26 protein-coding genes are annotated in these 26,747 nt (G+C 59.8%); 10 read left to right on the top strand and 16 right to left on the bottom strand.

What is annotated here, in order from left to right; translation table 11 throughout:
* Positions 1–258 precede the first annotated feature (258 nt).
* Positions 259–1,458 carry a tyrosine--tRNA ligase gene (tyrS, locus tag SOP85_RS24205; RefSeq protein WP_323628449.1) on the bottom strand — a complete coding sequence of 400 codons (1,200 nt, stop codon included), beginning with the start codon at positions 1,456–1,458 and terminating at the stop codon, positions 259–261.
* Positions 1,459–1,671: 213 nt separating this feature from the next.
* Here tyrS and SOP85_RS24200 point away from each other — a divergent pair, with 213 nt between their 5' ends.
* A complete protein-coding gene (locus SOP85_RS24200; protein ID WP_274078004.1) occupies positions 1,672–3,117 on the top strand; it encodes a peptidoglycan DD-metalloendopeptidase family protein in 1,446 nt (481 codons plus the stop codon).
* 3 nt (positions 3,118–3,120) lie between these two features.
* On the top strand, positions 3,121–4,212 hold the full coding sequence (locus SOP85_RS24195; protein ID WP_323628447.1) for an anhydro-N-acetylmuramic acid kinase: 1,092 nt from the start codon (positions 3,121–3,123) through the stop codon (positions 4,210–4,212).
* A 67-nt stretch (positions 4,213–4,279) separates the two neighbouring features.
* Here the strand turns inward: SOP85_RS24195 and erpA are convergent, their stop codons facing one another.
* On the bottom strand, positions 4,280–4,630 hold the full coding sequence (gene erpA / locus SOP85_RS24190) for an iron-sulfur cluster insertion protein ErpA (RefSeq protein WP_007906865.1): 351 nt from the start codon (positions 4,628–4,630) through the stop codon (positions 4,280–4,282).
* A 182-nt stretch (positions 4,631–4,812) separates the two neighbouring features.
* Positions 4,813–5,847, bottom strand: a complete 1,035-nt coding sequence (gene argC, locus SOP85_RS24185; RefSeq protein ID WP_323628446.1) for an N-acetyl-gamma-glutamyl-phosphate reductase — start codon at positions 5,845–5,847, stop codon at positions 4,813–4,815.
* 134 nt (positions 5,848–5,981) lie between these two features.
* Here argC and hemJ point away from each other — a divergent pair, with 134 nt between their 5' ends.
* The 6 genes from hemJ to coq7 all read left to right on the top strand — a co-directional run bounded on the left by hemJ (position 5,982) and on the right by coq7 (position 10,492).
* Complete coding sequence (gene hemJ / locus SOP85_RS24180) at positions 5,982–6,410, top strand: protoporphyrinogen oxidase HemJ (protein ID WP_323628445.1); 429 nt, start codon at positions 5,982–5,984, stop codon at positions 6,408–6,410.
* Positions 6,411–6,442: 32 nt separating this feature from the next.
* Entirely contained in the window at positions 6,443–7,411 is a 969-nt protein-coding gene (locus SOP85_RS24175) for an NAD(P)H-dependent flavin oxidoreductase (protein ID WP_274078000.1), read from the top strand.
* A 62-nt stretch (positions 7,412–7,473) separates the two neighbouring features.
* Positions 7,474–8,421, top strand: coding sequence for a DUF805 domain-containing protein (locus tag SOP85_RS24170; protein WP_323628444.1), 948 nt, complete (start codon positions 7,474–7,476; stop codon positions 8,419–8,421).
* A gap of 61 nt (positions 8,422–8,482) precedes the next feature.
* Positions 8,483–9,271: an SDR family NAD(P)-dependent oxidoreductase gene (locus SOP85_RS24165; protein WP_274077998.1), complete on the top strand. Its 789-nt coding sequence runs from the start codon at positions 8,483–8,485 to the stop codon at positions 9,269–9,271.
* Between the two features lie 80 nt (positions 9,272–9,351).
* Positions 9,352–9,690: a histidine triad nucleotide-binding protein gene (locus SOP85_RS24160; protein ID WP_274077997.1), complete on the top strand. Its 339-nt coding sequence runs from the start codon at positions 9,352–9,354 to the stop codon at positions 9,688–9,690.
* 154 nt (positions 9,691–9,844) lie between these two features.
* On the top strand, positions 9,845–10,492 hold the full coding sequence (coq7, locus tag SOP85_RS24155) for a 2-polyprenyl-3-methyl-6-methoxy-1,4-benzoquinone monooxygenase (protein ID WP_274077996.1): 648 nt from the start codon (positions 9,845–9,847) through the stop codon (positions 10,490–10,492).
* Positions 10,493–10,556: 64 nt separating this feature from the next.
* Here the strand turns inward: coq7 and SOP85_RS24150 are convergent, their stop codons facing one another.
* Complete coding sequence (locus SOP85_RS24150; protein WP_015097046.1) at positions 10,557–10,979, bottom strand: OsmC family protein; 423 nt, start codon at positions 10,977–10,979, stop codon at positions 10,557–10,559.
* Between the two features lie 230 nt (positions 10,980–11,209).
* On the opposite strand from SOP85_RS24150, the gene crp reads away from it, so the two are divergent.
* Positions 11,210–11,854, top strand: a complete 645-nt coding sequence (crp, locus tag SOP85_RS24145) for a cAMP-activated global transcriptional regulator CRP (RefSeq protein WP_274077994.1) — start codon at positions 11,210–11,212, stop codon at positions 11,852–11,854.
* 10 nt (positions 11,855–11,864) lie between these two features.
* Here the strand turns inward: crp and SOP85_RS24140 are convergent, their stop codons facing one another.
* From SOP85_RS24140 to SOP85_RS24125, 4 genes are all read right to left on the bottom strand, one after another.
* Positions 11,865–12,566 carry a lipoate--protein ligase family protein gene (locus tag SOP85_RS24140; RefSeq protein ID WP_274077993.1) on the bottom strand — a complete coding sequence of 234 codons (702 nt, stop codon included), beginning with the start codon at positions 12,564–12,566 and terminating at the stop codon, positions 11,865–11,867.
* A gap of 96 nt (positions 12,567–12,662) precedes the next feature.
* Complete coding sequence (gene trpC / locus SOP85_RS24135; RefSeq protein ID WP_274077992.1) at positions 12,663–13,499, bottom strand: indole-3-glycerol phosphate synthase TrpC; 837 nt, start codon at positions 13,497–13,499, stop codon at positions 12,663–12,665.
* On the bottom strand, positions 13,496–14,545 hold the full coding sequence (gene trpD, locus SOP85_RS24130) for an anthranilate phosphoribosyltransferase (protein ID WP_323628442.1): 1,050 nt from the start codon (positions 14,543–14,545) through the stop codon (positions 13,496–13,498). Before trpD ends, trpC begins: the two co-directional genes overlap by 4 nt.
* 9 nt (positions 14,546–14,554) lie before the next feature.
* The gene (locus SOP85_RS24125) at positions 14,555–15,148 is read right to left on the bottom strand and encodes an aminodeoxychorismate/anthranilate synthase component II (protein ID WP_274077990.1); all 594 of its coding nucleotides are present in this window, start codon (positions 15,146–15,148) and stop codon (positions 14,555–14,557) included.
* A gap of 404 nt (positions 15,149–15,552) precedes the next feature.
* Here SOP85_RS24125 and estP point away from each other — a divergent pair, with 404 nt between their 5' ends.
* Positions 15,553–17,460, top strand: coding sequence for an esterase EstP (estP, locus tag SOP85_RS24120; RefSeq protein WP_323628441.1), 1,908 nt, complete (start codon positions 15,553–15,555; stop codon positions 17,458–17,460).
* A gap of 156 nt (positions 17,461–17,616) precedes the next feature.
* On the opposite strand, the gene trpE is transcribed toward estP, so the two are convergent.
* From trpE to SOP85_RS24080, 8 genes are all read right to left on the bottom strand, one after another.
* Positions 17,617–19,098 carry an anthranilate synthase component I gene (gene trpE, locus SOP85_RS24115; protein ID WP_323628440.1) on the bottom strand — a complete coding sequence of 494 codons (1,482 nt, stop codon included), beginning with the start codon at positions 19,096–19,098 and terminating at the stop codon, positions 17,617–17,619.
* Positions 19,099–19,168: 70 nt separating this feature from the next.
* On the bottom strand, positions 19,169–19,987 hold the full coding sequence (locus tag SOP85_RS24110) for a phosphoglycolate phosphatase (protein WP_274077987.1): 819 nt from the start codon (positions 19,985–19,987) through the stop codon (positions 19,169–19,171).
* Positions 19,984–20,658, bottom strand: a complete 675-nt coding sequence (gene rpe, locus SOP85_RS24105; RefSeq protein ID WP_033044299.1) for a ribulose-phosphate 3-epimerase — start codon at positions 20,656–20,658, stop codon at positions 19,984–19,986. Before rpe ends, SOP85_RS24110 begins: the two co-directional genes overlap by 4 nt.
* A gap of 80 nt (positions 20,659–20,738) precedes the next feature.
* Positions 20,739–21,887 (bottom strand): iron-containing alcohol dehydrogenase, encoded by a 1,149-nt coding sequence (locus SOP85_RS24100; RefSeq protein WP_274077986.1) that lies wholly within the window; start codon positions 21,885–21,887, stop codon positions 20,739–20,741.
* Positions 21,888–22,101: 214 nt separating this feature from the next.
* Positions 22,102–22,926: an ABC transporter permease gene (locus SOP85_RS24095; protein ID WP_323628439.1), complete on the bottom strand. Its 825-nt coding sequence runs from the start codon at positions 22,924–22,926 to the stop codon at positions 22,102–22,104.
* 12 nt (positions 22,927–22,938) lie between these two features.
* The gene (locus SOP85_RS24090) at positions 22,939–24,186 is read right to left on the bottom strand and encodes an ABC transporter permease (RefSeq protein ID WP_274077985.1); all 1,248 of its coding nucleotides are present in this window, start codon (positions 24,184–24,186) and stop codon (positions 22,939–22,941) included.
* Between the two features lie 189 nt (positions 24,187–24,375).
* The gene (locus SOP85_RS24085; protein WP_077184552.1) at positions 24,376–25,419 is read right to left on the bottom strand and encodes a polyamine ABC transporter substrate-binding protein; all 1,044 of its coding nucleotides are present in this window, start codon (positions 25,417–25,419) and stop codon (positions 24,376–24,378) included.
* A gap of 48 nt (positions 25,420–25,467) precedes the next feature.
* The gene (locus SOP85_RS24080) at positions 25,468–26,592 is read right to left on the bottom strand and encodes an ABC transporter ATP-binding protein (RefSeq protein ID WP_274077983.1); all 1,125 of its coding nucleotides are present in this window, start codon (positions 26,590–26,592) and stop codon (positions 25,468–25,470) included.
* Positions 26,593–26,747: the final 155 nt, after the last annotated feature.

Here is a 26,747-nt window from a genome sequence, read left to right as displayed (position 1 = left end):
CAGAAGTTTTCAAGGAATCCTTAACAACTTCAACCACTTGCGCTTCAGATCTCTCGTCAGCGGGAGGCGAATTCTACAGCGTTACACGCTGCTGTCAACACCTCTTTTTCAACTTCCTTTTGGCTTCGATGAACTGAAGCAATCCGCTGTCAAAACTATGTAACTCATTGTTTACCAAGGAGTTTTCCGTTTCGACTGCGCCGGAAGTGGGGCGAATTATAGGCCTCTGGAATTCGCCGTCAACCTTTTGTTTCAGGTTTATTCGGACTTGAGCGTAATACGCGCAAATGCCTTCTTGCCGGCCTGGCAAACGTGGGTCACACCCAGTACGTATATAAAGGAGCGATCAACCACCTCGCCATCGATACGCACACCACCAGAACCGAGCAGATCACGGGCCACAGCCGAGTTCTTCACCAAGCCTGCCTTATTAAGGACAGCCGCGATCGGCATGTCTTCGGCAGCCGTCAATTCGATCTCAGGCAGATCGTCCGGCAGCTCGCCATCCTTCATGCGGTTGCCTGCCGCGCGATGAGCATTGGCCGCAGCCTCCTCACCATGGAAACGGGCAACGATCTCTTCAGCCAGCTTGATCTTGATGTCACGCGGATTGGCACCCGCCTCGACATCGGCACGGAACGCATTGATCTCATCCATGGAGCGGAAGCTGAGCAGTTCGAAGTAACGCCACATCAGTGCATCCGGGATGGAGACCAGCTTGCTGTACATCACACCTGGTGCTTCCTGGATACCAACGTAGTTGCCCAGGGACTTGGACATCTTCTTCACGCCGTCCAGGCCTTCGAGCAATGGCATGGTCAGAATGCACTGGGCTTCCTGGCCGTAACCACGCTGCAGCTCACGCCCCATCAACAGGTTGAACTTCTGGTCGGTACCGCCGAGCTCGACGTCCGCACGCAAGGCCACCGAGTCGTAGCCTTGTACCAACGGATACAGGAACTCGTGAATGGCGATCGGCTGGTTGGTCGTGTAGCGCTTATCGAAGTCATCGCGCTCGAGCATGCGAGCCACGGTGTATTGCGAAGTCAGGCGAATGAAGTCGGCCGGGCCCATCTGATCCATCCAGGTGGAGTTGAACGCCACCTCGGTCTTGGCCGGGTCGAGAATCTTGAAAACCTGGGTCTTGTAGGTCTCGGCATTTTCGAGCACCTGCTCGCGGGTCAGCGGAGGACGCGTTGCGCTCTTGCCGCTTGGATCGCCGATCATCCCGGTGAAGTCGCCAATCAGGAAGATCACTTGGTGACCAAGCTCCTGGAACTGGCGCAGCTTGTTGATCAGCACGGTGTGCCCCAGGTGCAAATCAGGGGCAGTCGGGTCGAAGCCTGCCTTGATCCGCAGCGGCTGGCCACGCTTGAGCTTTTCGATCAGCTCGGACTCGACCAACAGTTCTTCCGCACCACGTTTAATCAGCGCTAGCTGCTCTTCAACCGACTTCATAACAGACCCGCAAGGCTCGAATTCAAAGGGGATCAACCATACAAGATCGCGCGGCAAATACAAAGTTTGGCCGGCGCAATGACGCCAATCCGCTGACAGAGCGTCTGCGGACTTGCTTAAGGGATGATTTGGTTATATTTTATACAGTTATTTCATCTTTATCATGTCATTCATCTTTTCCAATTCATCTTTTTCAAAGTCAAAACACTACCTATGACCAAAGAATCGTCTAAAGCGCCACCGCTTTACCCGAAGACCCACCTGCTCGCAGCGAGTGGCATTGCCGCCCTTCTGAGCCTGGCGCTTCTGGTATTTCCTTCCAGTGATGTCGAAGCCAAAAAGACAACCCTGAGTCTTGAACTGGAAAGCCCTGCTGAACAACTGACACAGGAACAAGACGCTGCAGAAGCCGTCCAGGCCACAAATGAGGCGGTCGAGTCTCCATTTGCGCAGATCGAAGACAGTGCGCAGGAACCCCAGGAAACCGCTCAAGCCGCACCTGCACCAGTAGTCCCTGCACCCACCCCTGCACCGGTTGCCGAAGAAAAGAAGGCGCCCACTCACAGGGAAGTGATCGTCACCAAAGGCGATACGCTCTCCACGCTGTTCGAGAAAGTCGGCCTTCCAGCCCCTTCGGTACATGACCTGCTGGCCAGCAGCAAACAGGCCAAGCAATTCAGCCAGCTCAAGCATGGGCAGAAACTCGAATTCGAACTGGGTCCTGATGGGCAACTGGCCAGCCTGCACAGCCAGGTCAGCGACCTCGAGACCATCACTCTGACCAAGAACGACAAGGGCTACAGCTTCAACCGCGTGACCGCCAAGCCCACCGTGCGCTCAGCGTACGTGCATGGCGTGATCAACAGCTCGCTGTCCCAGTCCGCTGCCCGTGCTGGCCTGTCGCACAGCCTGACCATGGACATGGCCAGCGTGTTTGGCTATGACGTCGACTTTGCCCAGGATATTCGCCAGGGTGACCAGTTCGATGTGATCTATGAACAGAAAGTGGTCAACGGCAAAGCGGTCGGTAACGGCCCGATCCTGTCCGCCCGCTTCACCAACCGCGGCAAGACCTACACCGCCGTGCGCTACACCAACAAGCAAGGCAACACCAGCTATTACACGGCTGACGGCAACAGCATGCGCAAGGCATTCATCCGTACCCCGGTGGACTTCGCCCGCATCAGCTCGAAATTTTCCATGGGCCGCAAGCACCCGATCCTGAACAAGATTCGCGCCCACAAAGGCGTCGACTACGCAGCACCGCGCGGCACGCCAATCAAGGCGGCCGGTGACGGCAAAGTATTGCTGGCGGGCCGCCGCGGCGGTTACGGCAACACCGTGATCATCCAACACGGCAATACCTACCGCACGCTGTACGGCCACATGCAAGGCTTCGCCAAGGGCGTCAAGACTGGCGGCACCGTCAAACAAGGCCAGGTCATCGGCTACATCGGCACTACCGGCCTGTCCACCGGCCCGCATTTGCACTACGAATTCCAGGTGAATGGCGTACATGTCGATCCACTGGGCCAGAAAGTAGCGATGGCCGACCCTATATCCAAAGCCGAACGCGCACGTTTCCTGGCGCAGAGCCAGCCACTGATGGCGCGCATGGACCAGGAAAAATCCACCCAGCTGGCTTCGGCCAAGCGCTAGGCCATGGCGCTCTATATAGGTGTGATGTCCGGGACCAGCCTTGATGGCCTGGACATAGCGCTGATCGAGCAGGCCCCGGCGATCAGGCTGATTGCAACACATTACATCCCGATGCCCGACTCCCTGCGCGCCGAGCTGCTTGGCTTGTGCGCCAGCGGTCCGGACGAGATTGCCCGCTCCGCCATCGCCCAACAGAACTGGGTGAAGCTGGCGGCACAGGGCGTTAACGCCCTCCTCGCCCAACAGCAGCTCAAACCCGAAGACATTCGCGCGATTGGCAGTCACGGCCAGACCATTCGCCATGAGCCCGCTCGCGGCTTCACGGTGCAAATCGGCAACCCTGCCCTGCTGACCGAGCTGACCGGCATCACCGTGGTCAGTGACTTCCGCAGCCGCGACGTCGCCGCCGGCGGGCAAGGCGCACCACTGGTTCCAGCCTTTCACGAAGCGCTTTTTGAAGAATGCACCGGCAACCGCGCGGTGCTCAACGTGGGTGGTTTCAGCAACCTCAGCCTGATTGAACCCGGCAAACCCGTTGCAGGTTTCGACTGCGGCCCGGGCAATGTGTTGCTGGACGCCTGGATTCACCAACAGCGCGGAGACAACTTTGACCGTGATGGCCAATGGGCAGCCAGCGGCAAGATTGAGCCAGCACTGTTGAAGGCACTGCTCAGCGACCCCTTCTTCGTGACAAAGGGCCCAAAGAGCACCGGCCGTGAAGTCTTCAACCTGCCCTGGCTGACCCGCCATCTGGCAGCGCTGCCGACCTTCGCTGCCGAGGATGTACAGGCAACGCTGCTGGAACTGACGGCATTGACCATCATCGAATCGCTGCACAGCGCCCAGGCAGATACTCAAGAGCTGCTGGTCTGCGGCGGTGGTGCGCACAACGCCACACTGATGAAGCGCCTGGCCAACCTGCTACCGAATGCGACTGTCAGCAGCACCGCCACTCACGGCGTAGACCCGGACTGGGTCGAAGCCATGGCCTTCGCCTGGCTGGCCCACTGCTGCCTGGAAGGCATCGCGGCCAATCGCCCAAGCGTCACTGGCGCTCGCGGGCTGCGTGTACTCGGCGCCATCTACCCCGCATAAGTGACGCACAGCAAAACGCCGCAGGGCCTCAGGGCCATGCGGCGTTTTGATGATACCGACGCGCTGATCAGATCGAGAACGAAGAGCCACAGCCACAGGTGGTGGTCGCGTTCGGGTTCTTGATGACGAAGCGCGAGCCTTCCAGACCTTCCTGATAATCCACCTCGGCTCCTGCCAGGTACTGGAAGCTCATCGGATCGACAACCAGACTCACACCTTCGCGCTCAACGATGGTGTCGTCATCGGCCACTTCTTCATCGAAAGTGAAGCCGTACTGAAAACCTGAACAACCGCCGCCCGTAACGAATACGCGCAGCTTCAAGCGATCATTCCCCTCTTCATCGACCAGGCTCTTCACCTTGTGCGCGGCACCGTGGGTGAATTGCAAAGCCGTGGGGGTGAAGGATTCGACGCTCATGCTGACTATCTCCCGGCGTTACGCCGTCATATTGCGTGATGACGCGCATTATCCGCTTCTCCTAGAAAAGCGGTCAACTATTCTAGGAGCAGCGACAAGCTTCAAGCTTCAAGCTTCAAGCTTCAAGCTTCAAGCTGTGAGCCTCAAGCTTTCCGCTTACAACTTGAAGCTTGTAGCTGCTCTCAAGGCAACATGCCCGCGTGGGACAGGCCCAGACGCTCATCCAGGCCAAACAGGATGTTCATGTTCTGCACCGCCTGACCCGACGCACCTTTGACCAGGTTGTCGATCACCGACAACACGACCACCAGGTCACCGTCCTGTGGACGGTGCACGGCAATACGGCAGACGTTGGCGCCGCGCACACTGCGGGTTTCCGGGTGGCTGCCGGCAGGCATGACGTCGACGAACGGTTCGTCGGCATAACGTTTTTCAAACAGCGCCTGCAGATCCACCGAGCGATCCACGACGGTTGCGTAGAGCGTGGAGTGAATGCCACGGATCATTGGCGTCAGGTGCGGAACGAAGGTCAGGCCAACGTCCTTGCCGGCGGCACGATGCAGACCCTGGCGAATTTCCGGCAGGTGGCGATGCCCTTTGACGGCGTAAGCCTTCATGCTTTCCGACGTCTCGGAGTACAGCGAGCCTACGGCAGCGCCACGACCGGCACCGCTGACGCCGGACTTGCAGTCGGCGATCAGGCGCGAAGCATCGGCCAGGCCCGCTTCAAGCAATGGCAGGAAACCCAATTGAGTGGCGGTTGGATAGCAACCGGGCACGGCGATCAGGCGTGCTTTCCTGATCTGTTCACGATTGACTTCCGGCAAACCGTAGACCGCCTCGTCCAGCAACTCCGGTGCACCGTGCGGCTGGCCGTACCATTTTGCCCACTCATCAGCGTCTTGCAGACGGAAGTCCGCGGACAGGTCAATGACCTTGGTCCCGGCCGCCAGCAGCTCGCCCGCCAAGGCATGCGCAACACCGTGCGGCGTGGCGAAGAACACCACATCGCAGGCACCCAGGGTCTTGATGTCCGGAACGCTGAACGCCAGGCCGTCGTAGTGGCCTCGCAGGTTCGGATACATGTCGGCCACGGCCAGGCCAGCCTCGGATCGGGAAGTGATCACCACCACTTCAGCTTGCGGATGCTGTGCCAACAGACGCAACAGTTCGACACCGGTGTAACCCGTGCCGCCGACGATACCGACCTTGACCATAAACCTGCCCTCAACGAACCCACTGGAAAGCCGTCGATAATAGGGCCCGTATCGTCCTGCGACAACCGGCAAGGTGACGTGTGGAGCCTCAACCCTCTACTATCCGGGCTACCGTGAACCTGGGAATAACCAAAATGCTTTATCTGTGGCTCAAAGCTTTCCACATCATCAGCGTCGTCTGCTGGTTTGCCGGCCTGTTCTACCTGCCGCGCCTGTTCGTCTACCATGCTCAAAGCGAAGACGCGGTCAGCAAGGAGCGCTTCAGCATCATGGAGCGCAAGCTGTACCGGGGCATCATGGGACCTTCGATGATCGCCACGCTGATCTTCGGGGGCTGGCTCATCTACCTTAATCCAGGCATCTTCAGCCAGGGTGGCTGGATACACGCCAAACTGACCCTGGTCGTATTGTTGATCGGCTACCACCACATGTGCGGCGCGCAGGTGAAGCGCTTTGCCCGTGGCGAGAACACCCGCAGCCATGTCTTTTATCGCTGGTTCAACGAAGTGCCAGTCCTGATATTGCTGGCTATCGTAATTCTGGTCGTCGTCCGGCCGTTTTAAATCAACACGCACCCATTACCGGGGTATTTCCAATGTCGCTGCCCGCTCTGCTCGAACAACGTTTGCGTCTGCCCGTGGTGGCGGCGCCAATGTTCCTGATTTCCAACCCGCAACTGGTGCTCGCCTGCTGCCGCAATGGCGTGGTCGGCAGCTTCCCGGCGCTGAACCAGCGCGAGAGCAGCGGTTTCAAGGCCTGGCTGGAAGAAATCGAAGCCGGGCTGGCGAAACTGGAGAATCCCGCGCCCTACGCGGTGAACCTGATCGTTCACAACAGCAACCCGCGATTGCAGGCGGATCTGCAAATCTGTATCGAACACAAAGTGCCGATCGTGATCACCAGTCTCGGCGCCGTGAAGGAAGTGGTCGATGCGGTCCACAGCTACGGCGGCCTGGTATTCCATGATGTGACGACTCGCCGCCATGCGGAGAAAGCCGCTGAGGCGGGGGTGGACGGGCTGATCGCCGTCGCTGCGGGTGCCGGCGGACATGCCGGGACCTGGAGCCCGTTCTCGCTGATCGCCGAAATCCGCCAGTTCTTCGACAAGACCCTACTGCTGGCCGGGTGCCTGAATCACGGCCACGAAATTCTCGCCGCGCAATTGCTCGGCGCCGACCTGGCCTACTTCGGCACGCGATTTATCGGCACCACCGAAAGTCATGCACCGGATGCCTACAAAGAGATGCTGCTGACATCCAGAGCGGCAGACATCATCCATACTCCAGCGGTGTCGGGTGTACCGGCAAGTTTCATGCGCCAGAGCCTGGAGGCCGCCGGTTTCGACATGGCAGCCCTGCAAAACAAGGGCGAGGTCAATTTCGGCTCCAAGCTCAAACCCATCAGCGATGAAGCCAAAGCCTGGAAAACCGTGTGGTCCGCGGGCCAGGGCGTGGGTGAAATCGATGACTTGCCGAGCGTCGAGCAACTGGTCGCGCGCCTCGACGCCGAGTACCGCACGGCGCAGGAACAAGCAGCGCAGCTGCGCCAACACTGGCCGCGCTGAACATTCGGGCCAGCCGAGGCTGGCTATTCGTACCAATGACTGGCGACAAGGATGCCTGGGCAATGAGCGAAAACCGTTACAAGATCGTGTTCGACGGAGCACTGTTGCCGGGTGTTGATCTCAACAGCGCCAAACTCAATCTCGCTACGCTGTTCAAGAGCGACGTCAGCGCCATCGAGCGCCTGTTCAATGGTCGACCGGTAGCACTCAAGCGCGACCTGTCCCAGGCGGATGCGCAGACCTACCTCCAGGCCCTGAAAAACACTGGCATCGATGCCCGGATCGAGACGGAACCTTCGATCGAGCTTGACCTGGCCGATGTTCACGACCATCCCGCTGCGGCTGAGCCCCACTCCCCTTATGCGCCTCCACAGGCCCGCGTCGGCGAAAAACTGCCGGAGTTCGCCGCACTCAAGCCCTTCAGCATTGAAGGTCGAATCGGACGCCTGCGGTTTCTGGCATGGACCTTGGTGCTGAGCCTGGTCACCCTGCCCGTTGTCGGCGTGTTTGCGCTCATCGGCCTGGGCCTGGTCAGTGGCAATTCCACCACCGGACTGATCCTCGGCGGCATCCTGGCCTTCTTCCTGTTCCTGGCGTTCATAGTTATCGGCGTTCTGTTCAGCGTTCAGCGTTTGCATGATATCGGCTGGTCGGGCTGGCTCTGGCTCCTTCACCTGGTTCCGTTCATAGGCAGTTTTTTCCCGCTGGTGATCATGCTCGTGCCAGGCAATACCGGCGCCAATCGTTATGGCCCACCCCCGCCGCCTAACAGCACGGCGGTCAAGGTTCTGTGCGCATTGTGGATTGTGTTTATCGGCTTGTTTGGCGTCGCCGCTATGCTGGGTGGTATCTCGGCAATCCAGCAAGAGTATGAAGACAGCCTCGAAAGCAGCTACCAAAGCGGCTCGGTGAGCACCGAGGAAATCGATATCGACGTCGAACCTGAAGCAAATTCCCCAGCCGAGGCAGCCGAAGAAGCCCCGCCCCCTGTAGACTCTGCGAAAGAATGAACAGCGCTCCCCGCCCGTGACACCTGCGTCGCGGCGCGGAGCTGTTGCGATGGAGAATGGCATGACCCGTTACGCTCTGATCACTGGCGCTTCCAGCGGCATCGGCCTGGCGATGGCCGAAGCGCTGGCCCGGCGCGGCCGCAGCCTGATTCTGGTGGCCCGACAGCGTGATCAGCTGGAAAGCATTGCGATTGAACTGACCCAACGTTTTGGCGTGGAGGTGTTGTTCCGTGCCTGTGACCTGGGCGAGCCGCTACGCCTGTCCGGCTTTTTGCTGGAGCTGGAAGAAGGTGACCGGCAGATCGACCTGCTGGTCAACTGCGCCGGCATCGGCACCTGCGGCCCGTTCCTGGCGCAGGACTGGATGACCGAGCAGGACCTGATCGAAGTGAACATTCTGGCGCTCACTCGCCTGTGCCATGCCATCGGTAACAGCATGGCGCTGCAGGGTGGCGGGCAGATCCTCAACGTCGCGTCGGTCGCGGCGTTCCAGCCCGGCCCGTGGATGAGCACTTACTACGCCAGCAAGGCCTATGTGCTGCACTTTTCCGAAGGCCTGCGCGTCGAGTTGAAAAAATGCGCGGTCAAGGTCTCGGTGCTATGCCCCGGCCCGACTCGCACGGCGTTCTTCCGCACAGCGCAACTGAACAACGACAAACTGGCCAACAGTAAAATGCTGATGAGCCCGGAGGAAGTCGCGCTCTATACCGTGCGGGCCCTGGAAAAAAATCGCGCAATCATTATTCCCGGGCGGCGCAACCGCTGGTTCGCCACCCTGCCCCGGTTCGGCTCGCGCTGGCTGATCCGCACAATCACCGGCATGGTCATCAAGGCCCACTGCCCGCGCTGAATGGCCCTGCGGTAAAACACTGGGCTGGCGCATCCGCCATGGGTACACTCAGGCCAGCTCAAACAACGGAGAAAACAGCTGTGGATACTCTGTTCACCAAGATCATCAACCGGGAAATCCCGGCGAATATCATTTACGAGGACGACCAGGTACTGGCCTTCCACGACATCGCGCCACAGGCACCGGTGCACTTCCTGGTGATCCCGAAAAAGCCGGTACGCACCTTGAACGACCTGACCGAGGACGACAAGGCGCTGGCTGGACACATCCTGTTTACCGCCCAACGCCTGGCCAAGGAACTGGGTTGCGAAAAAGGTTTCCGCGTTGTCATGAACTGCAATGAAGAAGGTGGGCAGACTGTCTACCACATTCATATGCATGTGCTGGGTCAGCGTCAGATGCACTGGCCGCCGGGCTGATTTGTATTTTCCCTTGCCGGCGATGGCGTGATTGAGATCGCCTTCGCCGGCAAGCCGGGTTCCTACAGATATTGCCTGCGTCGCAATGTCCCAGCGCAAACCTTCCCCGGCCGATTGGGTTAAACTGGCCACCGAGATTCCTCCGGAGGTCAGCATGACTACCCAACGTCACTACTCGCCGATTGATCGCCTTCTGCTGCAAGCCGATGCCGCGATGCGTACCCTGCTGCCCTTCAGCGGCCAGCCTTACCGTCCGTCGCCCGCCATCGTGCAACCTGATGCGAAAATGAGTGACGAAGACACCCGCCACGTGGCCGGGCTGATGCGCATCAATCACACCGGAGAGGTCTGCGCCCAAGCGCTGTATCAAGGCCAGGCCCTGACTGCCAGGCTGCCACAAGTGCGCGTCGCCATGGAGCACGCCGCCGAAGAAGAAGTCGACCATCTGGCGTGGTGCGAGCAACGCATTCATCAGTTGGGTAGCCACACCAGTATTCTCAATCCGCTGTTCTATGGCATGTCATTCGGGATTGGTGCTGTTGCAGGCCTGATCAGCGACAAAGTCAGCCTGGGTTTTGTCGCCGCGACGGAAGATCAGGTGTGCAAGCACTTGAACGAACACCTTGAGCAACTGCCGGCCGAGGATGAAAAATCCCGGGCGATCCTGGAGCAGATGCGCATCGATGAAGAGCAACATGCCGAAAGCGCACTGGAGGCTGGCGGTTTCCGCTTTCCGGCGCCGGTGAAGTTCGGGATGAGTTTGATGGCCAAGGTCATGACCAAGAGTACTTATCGGATCTGACCGGCTGCGTCAGAGACAAAAAAGGCGACTGCCGTGAGGTAGTCGCCTTTTTTATGATCTCGATTCAACCCAGCTCGATGATCTCGTAGTCGTGGGTAATCTCGACACCTGCTGCCCCGAGCATGATCGACGCCGAGCAATACTTCTCGGCGGACAGTTCGATGGCGCGCTTGACCTGCGCTTCCTTCAGGCCACGGCCCTTGACCACAAAATGCATGTGGATCCTGGTGAAAACCTTTGGATCTTCGGTCGCACGCTCGGCTTCGAGGAAGGCTTCACAACTCTCGACGGCCTGGCGTGATTTCTTGAGAATGCTGACCACATCGAAATTGCTGCATCCGCCTACACCCAGCAGGAGCATTTCCATCGGCCGGACACCCAGGTTACGACCGCCGGCATCGGGCGGGCCGTCCATAACCACGACATGACCGCTGCCGGATTCGCCGAGGAACATGGCTTCGCCAGCCCATTGGATGCGTGCCTTCATCGCCAAGACTCCACTGTCTAAAAAAAGGGTCGCCAGCTTAGCACAGGCCCCTTGATTGACAGTGATCGCCGTCCTAGGACATAACCTGCGACGCTGTAGGTAAAATCTCGAATATTGCAGGAAGTGTCTGGTAAGCTGGCGCCAATTCACTGGCGCATGGCCAGCTATGCCCCAACGTGCGCAATTCATAAAAAACCCAACACACCGTGCAGTCTTTTCGGGATACAACCATGGTTGCTATTGCCCCCAACCCCAAGATGAAAAACCTCGACAAGCTGTTGATGCATTGCCAGCGCCGTCGCTATCAGGCCAAGAGCAACATCATTTGCGCCGGCGACCGCTCGGAAACGCTGTTCTTCATCATCAAGGGTTCGGTCACCATCCTGATCGAAGACGACGACGGTCGGGAAATGATCATCGCCTACCTGAACGCCGGGGATTTTTTCGGTGAATTGGGTCTGTTCGAGCAGGCAGGTCTGGAGCAGGAGCGCAGCGCCTGGGTGCGGGCCAAGGTCGAATGCGAAGTGGCGGAAATCAGCTACGCGAAATTCCGCGAATTGTCCCAGCAGGACCCGGACATTCTTTACGTATTAAGCGGACAAATCGCACAACGCCTGCGCAACACTACGCGCAAGGTGGGTGACCTGGCGTTTTTCGACGTCACCGGTCGCGTCGCCCGTTGCCTGCTTGAACTGTGCAAGCAGCCAGACGCCATGACCCACCCCGACGGCATGCAGATCAAGGTGACCCGTCAGGAAATCGGACGGATCGTCGGTTGTTCCCGGGAGATGGTCGGACGCGTGCTCAAGGATCTGGAAGAGCGCAACCTGGTGGACGTCAAAGGCAAGACCATGGTGGTCTTCGGTACGCGCTAGGCTCGTAGACTTAGCCGCTGAAGATCTGCGCCAGCATTCGCCGGTAGAGTTCATCGAGGCGTTCCAGCGCATCCTTTGCTGCGAACTTCTCATGCAAGGCGATGTGGCTTTCGGCGCGCACCCGTTGCTCAAGGCCGCAGGCCTCATTGAAGCGGTTGACCGCCGCTACCATCGATTCGCGCTCGTTATCCAGCAACATCGCACCATGAACCAGCCCGACTGGACGCTGACCACCCTGACTCTGGCGCCAGCGCTGGGCGGTGCCGACCATCTTGCGCCCATCCAGGTTGACGTTGAACCGGCCATCACAGAACGCACCGTCAATTTCGCCCAGCGACGAAGTGCCGCCCAGCTCATCCAGTAACTGGCAGATCGGATCGCACAGACGCCGGTAGCCGGTCTCGATGCGGTTCAGATCCCCTTCGCTGCGCGGCGGCGCGTAAACCAGGGCAATGTTGATCGTTGTGGCCGATTGCGGAACAGGTTCGCCACCGGTATCGCGCAATAGCACCGGCCAGCCAGCAGCGGCGGAGACTTCGCAGGCATGTTCGAAACCTGGTAAGCGATTCAAGCGGCGCGGCATCACTAATGCCTGATCGCTTGGCTGCCAGAACAGCAGGCCAACCTCGGCGTCGCCGGCACAGACAGAGGCCAGCAAATCCTGTTCGGCTTGCAGGCCGGCTTCGATGGTCAGAGAAACAGGTGAGGTCACAAGGTACTCCGTAAGACAAAAAGTCTGTGGTGTTTCTTATGCCGCTATCGCGAGCAGGCTCGCTCCTGTAGGAGCAAGCTTGCTCGCGATGCCTTTTCAGTCGAGGGTAGAACCGCTGACAGGAATGCCGCGCTCCGGGAAGAACAGACGCTGCAGTTCAGTGCCCGGATTCTCGGCACGCATGAACGCCTCGCCAACCAGGAACGCGTAGACGTCGCTGATTTCCATCAGCTCGACATCGGCGCGATTGAGAATGCCGCTTTCGGTGATCACCAGACGATCGCGCGGGATACGCGGCAACAGATCGAGGGTGGTTTCCAGGTTGACCTCGAAGGTGTGCAGGTTGCGGTTGTTGATACCCACCAGCGGAGTGTCGAGGGTTTTCAACGCCCGCTCCAGCTCATCGCCATCGTGGACTTCCACCAGCACATCAAGGCCGACACCTTTGGCCACGGCGGCCAGTTCGGCCATTTTCACGTCGTCCAGGGCGGCGACGATCAACAGCACGCAGTCGGCCCCCAGCGCACGGGCTTCGACGATCTGGTACGGATCGATCATGAAGTCCTTGCGGATCACCGGCAGTTTGCACGCCGCGCGGGCTTGTTGCAGGTACAGATCGGCGCCCTGGAAGTAATCGATATCGGTGAGCACCGACAGGCAGGTCGCGCCGCCCTTCTCGTAGCTCCTGGCAATGTCGGCGGGAACGAAGTTCTCGCGGATCACGCCCTTGCTCGGCGAAGCTTTCTTGATTTCAGCAATCACTGCCGGCTCTTTGAGCTTGGCCTGAGCCAGCAAAGCCTTGGCAAAACCACGGGGTGCATCGGCCGCCTTGGCCAGACTTTCCAGCTCGGCGAGGCTGACACGAGCGCTACGCTCGGCAACTTCTTCAACCTTGCGCGCCAGAATGTTTTCCAGAACCGTCGGTACACTCATCCCTCATTCTCCACTTTGAATACCGCGGTAAATGCACCCAGCTCCTCGAGTTTCTCCCGAGCAAGGCCGGTGTGCAGCGCATCGTGCGCCAGGGCAACACCCTCTTTCAAACTGCTCGCATGGTCGGCGGCGTACAACGCGGCACCGGCATTGAGCATGATCATTTCAGCCGCTTTTTGACCGTTTTCGGTCTTGCGCTTGCCCAGGGCATCGCGGATCAGCTCCAGGGATGCAGCCGGGCTTTCCACCGCCAGGCCATGCAGACTCTGGCTTTTCATGCCCAGGTCTTCCGGCTCGACCCAATACTCGGTGATCTGGTCGTTTTTCAGTTCCGCGACAAAGGTTGGTGCCGCCAGGCTGAATTCGTCCAGGCCGTCCTTCGAATGGACCACCAGCACATGCTTGCTGCCCAGACGCTGCAGGACTTCGGCTAATGGCCGGCACAGCGCTTGAGTGAATACGCCCACCACCTGATGTTTCACACCGGCCGGATTCGTAAGCGGGCCGAGCATGTTGAACAAGGTGCGCAACCCGAGTTCCTTGCGCGGGCCGGCGGCGTGCTTCATGGCACTGTGATGGGTCTGGGCAAACATGAAGCCGATGCCGACATTATCGATGCAGCGCGCCACCTGGACCGGGGTCAGGTTCAGGTAGATACCGGCCGCCTCCAGCAAATCGGCACTGCCGCTTTTACCCGAGACCGCGCGGTTGCCGTGCTTGGCCACCGTGCAACCGGCCGCCGCGACCACGAAGGACGACGCGGTCGACACGTTGAAGATGTTGGCACCGTCACCGCCGGTGCCCACCACATCGACTACACCGTCGAGGGTCTTGAGTTCGACCTGGTCCGCCAGCTCACGCATGACCGACACGGCACCGACGATTTCGTCGATGCTTTCGCTCTTCATGCGCATGGCCATCATGAACGCGCCGATCTGCGCGTCCGTGCATTGGCCGGTCATGATTTCGCGCATCACGTCGCGCATTTCATCAGTGCTGAGGTCGAGGTGATCGACGATACGGCCCAGGGCTGTCTTGATATTCATGAATAGTCCTTAGCGCGTGCCGCCGGTTTGTTTGAGGAAGTTGGCGAACAACTCGTGGCCCTGTTCGGTGAGGATCGACTCAGGGTGGAACTGCACGCCTTCGATGTTCAGGGTCTTGTGACGCAGGCCCATGATCTCGTCGACCGAGCCGTCTTCCAGTTGGGTCCAGGCGGTCAGCTCGAGGCAATCGGGCAGGGTTTCGCGCTTGACGATCAATGAATGATAGCGGGTGACCGTCAGCGGCCTGTTCAGGCCGGCGAAGACACCTTTGTCTTCATGGAACACCGGGCTGGTCTTGCCGTGCATGACCTGGCGCGCGCGCACCACATCGCCACCAAAGGCCTGGCCGATGGATTGATGGCCCAGGCAGACGCCAAGAATCGGCAGTTTGCCGGCGAAGTGCTTGATGACGTCAATCGAGACGCCGGCTTCGGTGGGGGTGCAAGGACCGGGAGAGACGACGATGCGCTCAGGATTGAGGGCTTCGATCTGTGCAACCGTGAGTTCATCGTTGCGCACGACTTTGACCTGGGAGCCCAGCTCACCAAGGTACTGCACAACGTTGTAGGTAAAAGAGTCGTAGTTATCGATCATCAGCAACATGGCGTTAAGAACCTCAAAAATTCACTGACTTAATACAGCCTTCGAATGATTTACCCGCAGCGTCCTGCACTTTGGCGGTCGCTGGAATCGCGAAGCAAAGCGCAATGGCACGAATAAAGAAGGCAAAGCGGTAAAGATCCGGCCGGGCCGGCAGAAGGATTCAGGCGCGCCAACGCCAGCGGGCGTGTGCCTTGATGACTTGATCCAGAAGTTTGCTGACGATCAACACGGGGAAGGTCTCATTTATACGTCTTGGCACAGTAACTTAGCTGGGCAGAGCGTGCAATATGGGGCGATCGAAGCAAGTGAAACATTCGCCAGGTTCGCGCCGAATGGCATCAGGCTCTATAGTTTTTTGGCACTGTCGTTTCACTCACTAAAACAATAAACAAACGGACTTGCTCATGATCAGACAGACGCTGTTTGCACCGCTTGCCGGTTGCCTGCTCGCCATGGCCTGCGCCCAGGCGATCGCGGCGCCCAATCCTTATTCGAACTTCATCGTCTTCGGTGACAGCCTCAACGATGCGGGGCAGTTTACCGACACGGGCGGACCTCCCGGTTCGACCCTGCGCTTCACCAACCGGACCGGGCCGACTTATCAGGACGGCAGCGGCGAAGCCTACTCCGCCAACTCGACCCAATTGCTTGGAGGCAGGCTTGGATTCTCAGCGGACCAGACCGCCGCTTCGACGTCAGCCGCCCGCGCCGCCCAGGGCCTTGCGGATGGTAACAATTGGGCTGTCGGTGGTTACCGCACCGATCAGATCCTCGATTCCATCACCACCGTATCCGCCACGGGTGAACGTGCGCGACTGGGTTACTTACCGACGAATAATTTGCGTGCAGATCCGAACGCACTCTATTACCTCTCCGGCGGCGGTAACGACTTCCTGCAAGGGCGCGTGCAAAGCGGCGCCCAGGCGAATGCCGCTGCGGACCGCCTGGCAAACAGCGTTCAGGTACTGCAAACGGCCGGTGCCCGGTACATCATGGTCTGGCTGTTGCCCGACCTGGGATTGACCCCTGCCATCAATGGCAGCCCTCTGCAGGGGCCTACTTCGCAACTGAGCGCGGCCTTCAACCGACAACTGGTCACTCGACTGGCGGGGATCGATGCCGAAATCATTCCGCTGAACATTCCCCTGTTGCTGCAGGAAACCGTTGCCGATCCGGCGCGATTCGGTTTTGCTACCGGGCAGAATTTGACGGCGACTTGCTTCAGCGGTGACGGCTGCACCGAAAACGCTACCTTTGGCATCAACAGCGCCAACCCGGACCCCAGCCAACTGATTTACAACGATGGGGTGCATCCGACCGAGGCCGGGCAAAAGCTGGTGTCCGATTACGCCTATTCCTTGCTCGCTGCGCCTTGGGAACTGACGCTGCTGCCAGAAATGGCCCACGCCACGTTACGTGCGCATCAGGATGAACTGCGCAGCCAATGGCAATCCGACTGGGAGGACTGGCAGGCCGTTGGCCAATGGCGCGCTATTGTCGCCGGCGGCGGTCAGCATCTGGACGTCGACAGTCAGGACAGCGGCGCCAGTGCCGATGGCAGCGGCTACAACCTGAACATCGGCGGCAGCTATCGCCTCAATGAAGCCTGGCGCGTGGGTGTGGCGGCGGGCTTCTATCATCAGGATCTGGAGGCAGGCGATAACGACTCGGACTACAAACTCAACAGCTACCTGGCCACGGTATTCGCCCAGTTCCAGCAGAACCGTTGGTGGGCCGATGCCGCGTTGACCGGTGGCAAGCTGGATTACGACAACCTCAAACGCAAATTCGATCTGGGCGGTGGCGAAGGTGCGGAGAAAGGCGACACCGACGGCTACCTTTGGGCCTTTAGCACACGCCTGGGTTATGACATTGCGCAGCCGGGCAGCGACTGGCACCTGTCGCCGTTCATCAGCGCCGATTACGCGAAAGTGGACGTCGACGGTTACTCGGAAAACACCAATCGTTCCACGGCGCTGACTTTTGATGATCAGAAGCGCGATTCAAAACGACTCGGCGCCGGGCTGCAGGGTAAATACCGGATCACCCCGCAAACCCAAGTGTTTGGCGAATATGCCTACGAGCGCGAATATGACGATGACGTGCAGAAGGTGAACATTGCCCTCAATAGCCTGCCTTCCCTCGATTTCAGGCTTGAGGGCTATACGCCGCAGAGCCATTTGAATCGCCTGAGCCTTGGCGTCAGCCACAAGTTGACGGCCGATCTGGCGCTGCGTGGCGGGTATACGTTGCGCAAGGATGATGACTTTACCCAGCAAGGCATAAACATAGGCGTTGCGCTGGACTTCTGATGCACCAAACAGCAGGCAAAAAAAACGCGGCACCCTCACAGGCGCCGCGTTTTTTATGCTGGTGAAGCCATTGTGGGAGCGGGCTTGCTCGCGAAGAGGCCAGCACAACCAACATTGATGTTGTCTGACCCACCGCTATCGCGAGCAAGCTCGCTCCTACAGGTCCGGAGTTTGTTCGGCCAGGGCCACCGCACGGAACATCGCGCGGCGTTTGTTCAGGGTCTCTTCCCATTCCAGCGCCGGCACCGAGTCGGCGACGATGCCGCCACCGGCCTGCACGTGCAGCTCGCCGTTCTTGATCACCGCCGTACGGATCGCAATGGCGGTGTCCATGTTGCCGTTCCAGGCGAAGTAGCCGACGGCGCCGCCGTAGACACCACGCTTGACCGGTTCCAGTTCGTCGATGATTTCCATCGCGCGGATTTTCGGTGCGCCGGACAAGGTGCCCGCCGGCAGAATCGCCCGCAGTGCATCCATCGCCGTCAGGCCTGCCTTCAATTGGCCGGTGACGTTGGACACGATGTGCATCACGTTGGAGTAACGCTCGATGACCATCTTCTCGGTGAGTTTCACCGAACCGATTTCCGATACCCGACCGGTGTCATTACGACCCAGGTCGATCAGCATCAGGTGCTCGGCGATTTCCTTGTCATCCGACAGCAGGTCTTTTTCCAGTGCCAGATCGGCCTCTTCGTTCGCACCCCGCGGGCGTGTGCCGGCGATCGGGCGCACGGTGATCAGGTTGTCCTCTACCCGCACCAACACTTCCGGCGAACTGCCGACGACGTGGAAGTCACCGAAGTTGAAGAAGTACATGTACGGCGTCGGGTTGAAGCAGCGCAACGCCCGGTACAGATCGATGGGTGCGGCCTTGAAGTCGATCGACATGCGCTGGGACGGCACGACCTGCATGCAGTCACCGGCCAGGATGTATTCCTTGATGGTGTCGACCGCTTTTTCATAGTCGTCCTGGGTGAAGCTGGAGCGGAACACCGGATCAGCCGCTTGCTGCTTGCTGAAATCCAGGCCAGGGCGCGGGGTGATGGGTTGACGGAGTCTTTCCAGCAACTCCTCCAGTCGCGCGCGCCCTTGCTCGAAGGCGTCTTCCCGGGCCGGATCGGCCAGGACGATTGCGTGCATCTTGCCGGCGAGGTTGTCGAACACCACCACTGCGTCGGACACCATCAGCAGGATGTCCGGTACGCCCAGCGGATCCGGGTTCGGGCACTTGCCCAGGCGCTTTTCCACATAACGTACGCAGTCATAACCGAAATAGCCCACCAGGCCACCGTTGAAGCGCGGTAGGCCGGCGATAGTCGGCACGTTGTAGCGAGCCTTGAAAGCTTCGACGAAAGCCAGTGGGTCTTCTACATCGTGGCTTTCCGTCTCGACGCCGTCGATGGTCACGCTGACGTGATGGTCATGCACCCGCAGCACGGTGCGGCACGGCAGCCCGATGATCGAGTAACGGCCCCACTTCTCGCCGCCCTGCACGGACTCCAGCAAATAGGAGTTGGGCTCGTCGGCCAGTTTCAGGTAGATCGACAACGGCGTGTCGAAGTCGGCCAGGGTTTCGCAGGCAAGCGGGATGCGGTTGTAGCCGGCAGCGGCCAAACGCAGGAATTCTTCGCGGATCATGAGGTGCCTCGTGGCTTGAGGTTCTAACAGTCAGGTATGCAAACGCGCCGGATGACCGGCCAGGATCAAGTCAGGCGCGCCAACGCCAGCGGGCAAGGGCCTTGATGACTTTCATCCAGAGTTTGCGAGTGACCACCACGATGGCGTTTCCAGAAGGGGGTTGAACAGCGTCGGCCAACGTTATCTCAGCGGCCGGGTCCAGGCAACCGCGAATTAGCTTGCGCAGATCGTCGATCACCAGCGCAGGCGATTCTTCGGCGATCGGACGCCCGTGGTTATAGCCATAGCTCAAGGCCACGCACTTGACCCCCGCCGCTTTCGCCGCCAGCACATCGCTGCGCGAATCGCCGACGAACAAGGATTGCGAGGCCGGGATGTTGGCCATTTTCATCACGAAAAACAGCGCGGCCGGGTCGGGCTTTTTCTGTGGCAGGGTGTCGCCGCCGATGATCCATTTGAAATATCGGCCGATCTTCATCTGATCCAGCAGCGGCGCGACGAAGCGCTCCGGCTTGTTGGTGATCAGCGCCATCTCGACGCCCTGCTTTTGCAGCCATTTCAGGGTATCGCGCACACCGGGGTAGACCACGGTCAAGCCATGGCTGTCGGCATAGGCCTGCATGAAAATCTCCAGCGCACTGTCGGCCTCGGCGTCATCGACCATCGAATGGTCGATACCGCCGGCCAACGCACGGCGCACCAGCACCGGCGCGCCATTACCCACCCATTCACGCACCGCATCGAGACCGGCCGGTGCGCGACCGAGTTTGAGCAGCATCTTGTCCACAGCTACCGCCAGGTCCGGGACCGAGTCGACCAACGTGCCATCCAGATCGAACATCACCAGCCTGGGCAGGCATCCCGGGAACAGCTGCTCAAAGCCACTCATGGGCGAGCCAGCGCCAGTTCGGAACGCATTTTTTCAATCACTTCCTGATAGTTCGGTGCATTGAAGATCGCCGAACCGGCCACGAAGGTGTCAGCGCCGGCCGCCGCGATTTCACGAATGTTGTTCACGTTGACGCCACCGTCGATTTCCAGGCGAATGTCACGACCCGAAGCGTCGATCAGCGCCCGCGCCTCACGCAGCTTGTCGAGGGTGCCAGGGATGAACTTCTGCCCGCCAAAGCCCGGGTTGACGCTCATCAGCAGGATCATGTCGACCTTGTCCATCACGTACTTGAGCACGTCCAGCGGCGTCGCCGGGTTGAACACCAGGCCCGACTTGCAGCCGCCTTCGCGGATCAGTTGCAAGGAGCGGTCGATGTGCTGGGTGGCTTCCGGGTGGAAGGTGATGTAGGTCGCGCCCGCTTCGATGAAGTCACCGACGATGCGGTCCACCGGGCTGACCATCAGGTGCGCGTCGATCGGCGCGGTCACGCCGTACTTGCGCAGCGCCGAGCAGACCATCGGGCCGATGGTCAGGTTCGGCACGTAGTGGTTGTCCATGACATCGAAGTGCACGAAGTCGGCACCGGCGGCCAGGACGTTGTCCACTTCTTCACCCAGGCGGGCGAAGTCGGCGGAAAGAATCGACGGAGCAATTACGAAGGGCTGCATGACGCACCTTTTCTGAGCAGAATCACGATGGCGCGCATTGTATACCTCATGCTTTGGCCGGCGCACCGAAAGCGCGATGATCAGTAGGCCGCCCGGTAGATTTTCTCGATATCGACAGCACTCAACCGGCGCGGATTGTTGCGCATCAGGCGCTCGATCCCCGCCGCCTCCACGGCCATCGCTGCAATGGCATCCTCGGGAACTCCGAAACTGCGCAGTCCTTGGGGGATTTCCACGGCCGCGCACAGCTCGGTCATGGCCTCAACGGCTTTATCGGCCGCTTCATTGGCGCTCAGATGAGCAGTCTTTACGCCCATGGCTTCGGCGATATCCTGCATGCGTTCAACGCAGGCCATCTTGTTCCAGGTCATGACATGGGGCAGCAGCAAGGCATTGCTGACGCCATGGGCAATGTTGAAGCGCCCACCCAGAGGATACGCCAGAGCATGCACCGCGCCGACACCGGCATTACCAAATGCCATGCCCGCCATCAGGCTGGCGGTGGCCATGTCTTCGCGGGCCTGAAGGTTGGACGGGTTGGCGTAGGCCTTGGGCAATGCCTTGGCGATCAGTTTGATTGCACCGATGGCCAGGGCGTCGGTAATCGGCGAGGCATTGACCGACAGATAGGATTCGATGGCATGCACCAGCGCATCGACACCACTGGCCGCCGTGACACTGCGCGGACAGGTCAGGGTCATCTGCGGGCTGACCAATGCCACGTCCGGCAACAGATAGTCGCTGACGATGCCTTTCTTCAACTGCGCGACCTTGTCGGAAAGGATCGCCACGTTGGTGACCTCGGAACCCGTGCCGGCCGTGGTCGGGATGGCAATCAGTGGCGGGCCCTTGCGCGGCACCTGGTCGACACCGAACAGGTCTTCCAGCGCGCCGTGATAACCGGCGTAGGCCGCCACGCTCTTGGCGATGTCGATGGCACTGCCACCGCCGAGGCCGATCAGCCCGTCATGCCCTCCGTCGCGATAGACCCGCATGCAGTCTTCGACGATGGCGATTTCCGGGTCCGGCAGCACCCGGTCGAAGATTTCGTAGCTGCGCCCACCCAGCTGCGCCAGCGCCAGCTCTACCGTGCCGGATTTGACCAGCGCGGCGTCGGTGACGATCAGCGGGTTATCGATATCCAGACGCGTCAGCTCGGCGGACAGTTGCTCGATGGCCTCTGCGCCAGTGATCAGTTTGTGAGCGATTTTGAAAGAGGAAAGACCCATGTGCGCAGCCTCTTATAGGAGTGGGAGCTGGGCACAATAGTAGCTGGGGATTTGGGGTTGGCTGGTATTCAGGTCATGAATGACCGAACGTCCGATGGAGATCCAATGTGGGAGCGGGCTTGCTCGCGAAGGCTGTGTGTCATGCAGCTTATACGTCAACTGACACTACGCTTTCGCGAGCAAGCCCGCTCCCACATTGTTACCGGGTTGGACTTCAGGCCTGGGCGGTACGAAGTTTCTCGCTGCGGCCACGCAGCCATTCCAGGGTCAGCAGCAGGATCACCGAGAACGCAATCAGCAGCGTCGCGGCGGCGGCGATGGTCGGGCTGAGGTTTTCGCGGATGCCGCTGAACATCTGCCGTGGCAAGGTCGCTTGCTCGGGGCCGGCGAGGAACAGCGTTACTACTACTTCATCGAACGAAGTGGCGAAGGCGAACAACGCACCGGAAATCACCCCGGGTGCGATCAACGGCAAGGTCACCCGACGGAACGCCGTGAGTGGCGAAGCACCGAGGCTGGCAGCGGCGCGCACCAGGTTCTGGTTGAAACCCTGCAAGGTTGCCGACACCGTGATGATCACGAACGGCACACCCAATACCGCATGCACCACGATCAGCGAGAAGAAGCTGTTGCCCAGACCCAACGGCGCAAAGAACAGATAGCTGGCCACACCGATGATCACCACTGGCACCACCATCGGCGAAATCACCAGCGCCATCACCAGCGGTTTGCCGGGGAAGTCGCCACGGGTCAGGCCAATGGCCGCCAGCGTACCAAACACCATCGCCAGCACCGTGGCCGCCGGGGCGACGATGATGCTGTTCTTCAGGGCGCGCATCCATTCCGCCGAGGCGAAAAAGTCGTGGTACCACTGCAGCGAGAAGCCTTGCAGCGGGTACACCAGGAAACTGCCGGAGTTGAACGACAGCGGGATGATCACCAGCACCGGCAGGATCAGGAACAACAGGATCAAGCCGCAGAGTATCCGCAAGCTGTAGAACCACACCCGCTCAATGGGGGACATATAAGGACTCAGCATTTCATTCTCCCCTTAGCTCAGGCGCAGGCGACTGGCGCCCACCAGCCAGCTGTAAATCAGATAAAGCACGACCGTCGCGAGCAACAGCAGCCCGCCGAGTGCGGTCGCCATGCCCCAGTTGATGCTGGTGTTGGTGTAGAAGGCGACGAAGTAGCTGACCATCTGATCGTTCGGGCTGCCCAGCAACGCCGGGGTGATGTAGTAGCCGATGGCGAGGATGAACACCAACAGGCAACCGGCGCCGACACCGGCATAGGTTTGCGGGAAGTACACCCGCCAGAAACTGGCGAACGGATGGCAGCCGAGGGAAATCGCGGCGCGCATGTAGGTCGGCGAAATGCCTTTCATCACGCTGTAGATCGGCAGGATCATGAACGGCAGCAGGATGTGCACCATGGAGATGTAGACACCGACCCGGTTGAACACCAGCTCGATCGGCTTATCGATGATGCCCATGGCCATCAGGCCGCTGTTGATCAGGCCACCCGATTGCAGCAACACGATCCACGCCGCGACACGCACCAGGATCGAGGTCCAGAACGGCAGCAACACCAGAATCATCAGCAGGTTGCTCTGGCGCGACGGCAAGTTCGCCAGCAGGTAAGCCAGTGGATAGGCAAGGACCAGGCAGATCACGGTGATGACCAGGCCCATCCAGAAGGTGCGGGCGAAGATGTCGAGGTAGATCGCCTGGTCCGGAGTGGCCGGGGCGATTTCGCCGAGGTCGTCGATGCGGTGGTCGACGGCGGCCAGCAAATAGTACGGGGTGATGCTGCTGGTGTTGCGGCGTACGGCTTGCCAGTAGGCCGGGTCACCCCAGCGCTCGTCGAGTCCTTCCAGCGCTTCTTTATAAGAGGCCGGTTCAGTGGCGAACGGCAAGGCGCGGGCGGTCTTGGTCAGCAGGCTGCGGTAGCCGGCCAACTCCATGTTCAAGCGTTTGGACAAATCGCCCAGGGTCTGATTCTTGCGCGCTTCGGCGAGGTCTTCGCTGGCCGCCTTGTACACAGGTTCCGCAGGCAGGCCGCGGCCGTCCCAGCTGGCAATGGCTGCCACGGTGCGCGGCATGCCGCCGACCACTTCCGGGTTACCCACGCTTTTGTAGAGCAGCGCCACGATTGGCACCAGGAACACCAGCAACAGGAACAGCACCAGCGGCGCGATCAACGCCTGGGCCTTCCAGCGGTTGACCCGCTCGGCATGCTTGAGCCGCTGCTTCAAGGTGGGGTCAGTGCCCGCGTTCACGGGAACGGCGATAGCCATGGCGTACTCCGGAAATCTTTGATCGTTACAGAGGTGGCACTCTTTGAATGTGAGTCCACCTCTGTTCTTGATAACAACTGATCACCTGTAGGAGCCTGGCTTGCCAGCGATGAACGATAACGGGGTCTGGCAGATACACCGTGCCGCCCGGATCGCTGGCAAGCCAGCTCCTACAGGTTTAATCGCACGTTATTTGGCAGCCCAGGAATTGAAGCGCTGTTCCAGTTGCTCGCCGTTGTCAGCCCAGAAGCTGACGTCGATCTGCACCTGGTTGGCGATGTTTTCCGGGGTGGTCGGCATGTCCTTCAGGACATCCTTGGCCAGCAACGGAACAGCCTGGGTGTTGGCCGGGCCGTATGCGATGTTTTCCGAGTAGGTCTTTTGCTGCTGCGGCTGCACCGAGAAGGCGATGAATTTCTTCGCAGCTTCGGCACGCTTGGCGTCCAGGCCTTTTGGAATGGCCCATGCGTCGAAGTCGTAGATGCCGCCGTTCCACACCACTTTCAGGTTGCTTTCTTTCTGCACGGCAGCGATGCGACCGTTGTAGGCCGAGCTCATGACCACGTCACCAGAAGCGAGGTACTGCGGTGGTTGTGCACCGGCTTCCCACCACTGGATGCTTGGCTTGAGTTCATCAAGCTTTTTGAACGCGCGGTCCTGACCATCCTTGCTGGCCAATACCTTGTAGACGTCTTTCGGCGCAACGCCGTCGGCCATCAGCGCGAATTCCAAGGTGTACTTCGCGCCTTTACGCAGGCCACGCTTGCCCGGGAACTGCTTGGTGTCCCAGAAATCCACCCAACTGGTTGGTGCGGTTTTCAGCTTGTCGGCGTTGTAGGCCAACACGGTCGACCACACGAAGAAACCCACGCCACACGGCTGGATAGCGCCTTTGACATAGTCTTCGTTCTTGCCGAACAGTGCCGGGTCGAGTTGTTCGAACATGTCTTCGTCGCAACCGCGGGACAGTTCCGGCGACTCCACTTCCACCAGGTCCCAGGACACGCTCTTGGTGTCGACCATGGCTTTTACCTTGGCCATTTCGCCGTTGTACTCGCCCGCCACGATCTTGCCGTTGCCTGCCGCTTCCCACGGTGCGTAGAAGGCTTTGACCTGCGCGGCCTTGTTCGCCCCGCCAAAGGACACCACGGTCAGGTCCGGGCCAGCCGCCATCGCGCTGGCTGCCCCCATCATGCCCAGTGCCAGAGCGGTGAATTTCAGGGATCTCAACATTTATTGTTCTCTCCACGTGCAGGGTTGGTGTTGTTGAAGCCGGGGCGATCAATGCGCCTCTAGAAGTGGATCGAGCGCGCGAACGTGTTCGACCTGCCAGCCAAGCGGTACCACATCGCCGACCGCGAGCGCAGGATCCAGCTCGGCAATCGGTTGTTTCACGAAGAAGTCGGTCTTGCCACAGACTTCCAGGCGAACCCGGACGTGGTCGCCCAGATAGATGAATTCCGCCACCCTTCCCGAGAAGCGGTTGACGCACGACTCACTGGAGCCATTGAGGCTCACGCGTTCCGGGCGAATGGACAAGGTGACGGGTTCGCCGGTCTGGCCGACATTGACGGCCAGGGCTTCGACCTTTTCACCGCGACTCAACTCGACGATGCAACGATCGCCGGTCTGGCTGTGCAGGCGGCCATTGAGGCGGTTGTTTTCGCCGATGAAGTTGGCGACGAAGGTGTTTTTCGGCTCTTCATAAAGGGTGCGCGGCGGAGCGATCTGCTGGATTTCGCCTTGATGGAACACCGCCACCCGGTCGGACATGGTCAGCGCTTCGCCCTGGTCGTGGGTCACGTAGACCACGGTCACGCCCAGACGCTGGTGCAGGTGCTTGATTTCCATCTGCATGTGTTCGCGCAGTTGCTTATCGAGGGCGCCGAGGGGTTCGTCCATCAGCACCAGCTGCGGTTCGAACACCAGAGCGCGGGCCAGTGCCACGCGCTGCTGCTGACCACCGGACAATTGCGCCGGGTAACGCTGGGCGAACGTATCGAGCTGCACCATGCTCAGGACTTTTTTGACTTTGTCGCTGACGTCGCTTTTATTCAGCCCGCGCACGGTCAGCGGGAACGCCAGGTTCTCGGCCACCGTCATGTGCGGGAACAACGCGTAGTTCTGGAACACCATGCCGATGTCACGCTTGTGCGGTGGCACGTTGTTGATGGCGCGACCAGCCAGCAGGATTTCGCCCGCGGTCGGTGTTTCGAAACCGGCGAGCATCATCAGGCTGGTGGTCTTGCCGGAGCCGGAGGGCCCGAGCAAGGTCAGGAATTCGCCTTTGCGAATGTCCAGGTTGAGGTCCTTGACGATCAGGTTCTCGCCATCGTAGCTCTTCTGCACTCCACGAAAGCTGACCAGAACATCATTGGCCCCTGCGCTTGAATCGACCTGGCTCATACCCACACCCTTGTTGTTGATGACTGCTGTGGACTAAGCCTAGTGGACGCTGGGGACCACGCAAATCGGGGGGCAAGAGAGAATCGCCTCAGCCATATGGAAGACTGGGGGTAGGGATTGCCCTACAAGGATGGCGCGTTTGGGTAGAGGCAGCG

It is taken from the genome of Pseudomonas sp. YuFO20, from assembly GCF_035064975.1.
Classification (GTDB): Bacteria; Pseudomonadota; Gammaproteobacteria; order Pseudomonadales; family Pseudomonadaceae; genus Aquipseudomonas; species Aquipseudomonas putida_AE.
This window is presented reverse-complemented; position numbering and strand designations above follow the sequence as displayed.